Consider the following 3771-nt stretch of genomic DNA (forward strand, 5'->3'; position numbering starts at 1 on the left):
GTAGGAGTGTTTTGGGCTTGCTACTTCTACGTTGAATAAACTCATAAGGGAATAACCATTATGTCATTACTCACTTTGAATTAGCCTGCCAAAAACGCTCTGAGTAGATCAACTTCTTATACTGATTGGTATAAGGTGAAGCTTAAACCCATAGAACCAACCCATTGTTTCTTTTCCTCTACTGGCAAGGCCTGATAGGATTTTATGCCTGGGTATTCGTCAATTATGACAAACCTTGATACTAGTCGAATCAATGAACTCTATTCCTGTAGGCTCGCTTTTAAGTGAGGAAAAGTAGCTGCAAAGTGGGACGAAGGCATTAGGCATGAGTTCTAAAAAACGGGTGTAGCTAAGTAGGTTAGGGAAATCAGATTTGAAGAATCGAGCTAAATATCCGCTATAGAAATTTTTAAAGTCACGATGATGAGACGTATGGAAGGCGATGATAATAGTCATTATTTCACTCATAGTCATTTTGCTAGCACGTCTACGTTTACGGGTGCCATCAGTTAAGGATTGCTGTTCCCATTGCGAAATAAAGGCAGCACAAAAATCATCGACATCACAAAATATATCCACTAAATTGTCCACATGCCCTCTGCGTGATTGACTAATTTGGGTCGAAAGAGTGATCACAAAGAGGGCTGTAAGTTCAATTTTTATCCCGAGTTTAGGTTAATTAAGCCAATTCGCACAAAATTCATAAACAGCAAAGCGTCAAAAAATTGACCACCATCTGTATCTCCTATATTATCGGTTAATGATAAGTTAAGAAAATAACGCGTGGGCTACACTTCAAACGAGGGTGCGTCGCGGCAAGGAGCAAGACGATGAAGTCGATAGTTACAACACAAGCAGGCCATATTCAAAGCGTAACAGGAGCTGTTACTGCAGAAATTGACGGTAGTATTAAAAATCTAATCAATGGCGATTTCATTCCAGCTGGAACTAACTTATCTGTCAGTGACAGTAGCTTTGTAGAGCTTCGTCTTGAAGACGGCTCCATCATCTCTTCTAATAGTGAAGCAATTCCTTCTGCAACCACGCCCTCCTCTGATGCTAACCAAGAAGTTCTTAGTGAAATAGAAGAGATCCAAGCCCTTATTGCGGCAGGGGAAGATCCAACTGAAGGCCCTGATACAGCAGCAGGCAATCAAACAGGAAGCGAAGGAACGTCAGGACATATCTCTATCGCCAGAGGCGGCGCAGAAACCATAGCTAGCTCAGGGTTCGATACTACTGGCCAGAATAATGATGCTCAAATAACCAGCCTTGCAATCAATAATCAAACCCAAAGTACGGGTGAAGAAAACAACTTTTTGACCGCACAGTTTACTGATAGCTTTGTCAATGGCGTTGCATACACTACCTCATCAGGGTTTTCTGGATTTACAGGGGATATGGGAGCTCCAGGCTCTTTTGCTTACCAACCTGGCGACACAATCACCTTTAGCGTGGGTGATGTCACCATCGCGACATTTAGTGCTGATGCGATTCAAGGTACTATCCTATTTTTACAAGATATTGCCGGTACCTCTTTATCTGACAGCAACTTAAACTATGTAGAGAATATGGCGATATTCCTGCAAGCATTGGATAGCGATCTGTCTGATGGTAACAATGACGGTCTGTTACAAACAAACAGCGATTCTTTAAATCTAGATGCTAGTTACGCGACTAATATTAATATCGTACTTGCCATACACCAAGCACTCTCAGGCTATATAGACCCGACCACTGGCGAGCCACTGAATATTGCAACAGCTGGTAAAGAGATGTTGTCGTTAGTTCTTGCCCAGCTAGGTATTGAATTTACTAGAGATAGTGAACGTTCACCTGATGAGCAAAACATATTTGAAAGCTTGGCCATGGCTCATGTTGCTGACACTATTGATGATTTAGCGGGAGATCGCGCTCCTGATGCCGCAGATGAAAGACAGGTGGATATTCTTGATGTTCCCGGTGGTCTTGTTACCTACAACTACAACGAACTCGATGGACGTATTACATTTTCAGCAGACGATTTACTCGCCGGCGCTACAGGCCAGCAAGTTATCACTGAAAACCTTGTCGTTAAAAATGTACAGTTAAGCGCAGAATTCCAAGATATTGGTACGTTGGTGGATTTAGGCGATGGTAACTACGCCATTATCCTTAATGAAGGTATCAACCAGTATGATCTTGAAGGACTCACTTTAGATTATCGTGTCGAAGATTGGACCGCATTTAGAGATATAACATCCCAAACACAAGATCAGTATAAATCACATGTATCAGCCGATATTCCTGACGTTTTCGAGCACGATGGATTCAACCAATTCACTTTAAACAGTGAGCTGGTATTTGATGAGGATTCCGCTCTTGAGATCACCTTTACCAGCGAGTTATTGAGTGAACAGTTCGGTATACCCATTGCGGAATATGCTGATGATTATATTGTTCCCATTCAATACTCCAACGATGGTGGTATAACGTGGCAGTCAATGACTGTGACTTCGATCGATTACAGCGGCAGTATTCCTCGCCCTGTATTCGGTTTCACCTTAGGGGCTGGCGACTCAAGTGTATTAATTCGTGTGCCTATTTTTGATGATGCGCAGATTGAGCCTACAGAGTATTTTAGAGCTGTTGTTACTGGTGAAAATGTCTACGACGAGACACTACAATTCGCAATTTTTGACAATGACAGCCCAGCAGGCGATCTGCCATTAATCAATATTGATTACGCTATTGCCGTAGAAGGAATGGAGAATGCGGTATTCACTCTGAGTCTGAGTGAAGCCAGCACAGAAACCATTACCGTAAACTATTCAAGCGAAGAGCTTTCTGCACTGTTTGGGGAAGACTTTATTAATGTATCAGGCACAGTAACATTCTTACCAGGGCAAACTACAGCTTATATTACTGTTCCTATCGTTGATGATCTTATCGTCGAAGGTAGCCCTGAATTTGCGTTAATAAACCTGACCGATCCGATCAATGCGGCTCTTGCTGACTCTCAAGGCACCTTGCGCATATTCGACAATGACAGTCCGATTAATGCTGATATCGCAATCGATTTAGATCCAATAACTGGCGATAACCTAGTGACTAATGAGGAAGGGCAACAGTCCATCATTGTTACAGGAACGGTTACTGCTGATGCAGCTATCACTATTGGTATTGTAGTTGTCACCATCAATGGCACCAATTATCAAACGTTAATGAATGCTGACGGCACATTCTCTATTACTGTTTCGGGCTCTGAGCTTCTTCTAGATGCCGACACCGTTGTTGACGCCATTGTTTACGGGTTTGGTAATAATGGAGAAAGAGCTGAAGGTACCACGACCGAGAACTATGACTTAGAAACGGTTCTTCAAAATGACAGCCAAACAATAGCCGAAGATACTATTGCAACTGGCAACGTTCTCGATAACGATAGCGATCTAGATGACCAGCTTACAGTGGTAAGCTTTGAAGTCGACGGCCAAACTGTTGCAGCAGGTACCACAGTCGAACTTGAAGGTGGCAACCTCGTTATCAATGAAGACGGCAGTTATACGTTCACACCGAATGAAAACTGGAACGGCAATGTTCCTGTCATCACCTACACCACTAACACAGGCTCTACAGCAACACTCACTATTGAAGTGACCCCTGTCGATGATCCAAGCCAATTAGTTAATGACAGCAACACCATTGAAGAAGACAGCGTTGCCACGGGTAACGTTCTCAACAACGATAGCGATGTAGATAATGACCTAGTGGTAGTTAGCTTTGAAGTTGATG

At 42.8% G+C, this 3771-nt stretch carries 1 protein-coding gene and 1 pseudogene; one reads left to right on the forward strand and one right to left on the reverse strand.

The features are described from left to right. Window positions 1-129: 129 nt before the first annotated feature. Window positions 130-591 (reverse strand): annotated as a pseudogene (locus AB4238_RS15205) (transposase); the annotation flags it as partial. Window positions 592-830: 239 nt separating this feature from the next. On the opposite strand from AB4238_RS15205, the gene AB4238_RS15210 reads away from it, so the two are divergent. Continuing rightward, window positions 831-3771, forward strand: a 2941-nt coding sequence (locus tag AB4238_RS15210) for a retention module-containing protein (protein ID WP_372034185.1), incomplete at its 3' end; no start/stop codon positions are given.

Origin of the sequence: Shewanella sp. 10N.286.45.A1 (genome assembly GCF_041470405.1) — a bacterium.
Taxonomy (GTDB): domain Bacteria; phylum Pseudomonadota; class Gammaproteobacteria; order Enterobacterales; family Shewanellaceae; genus Shewanella.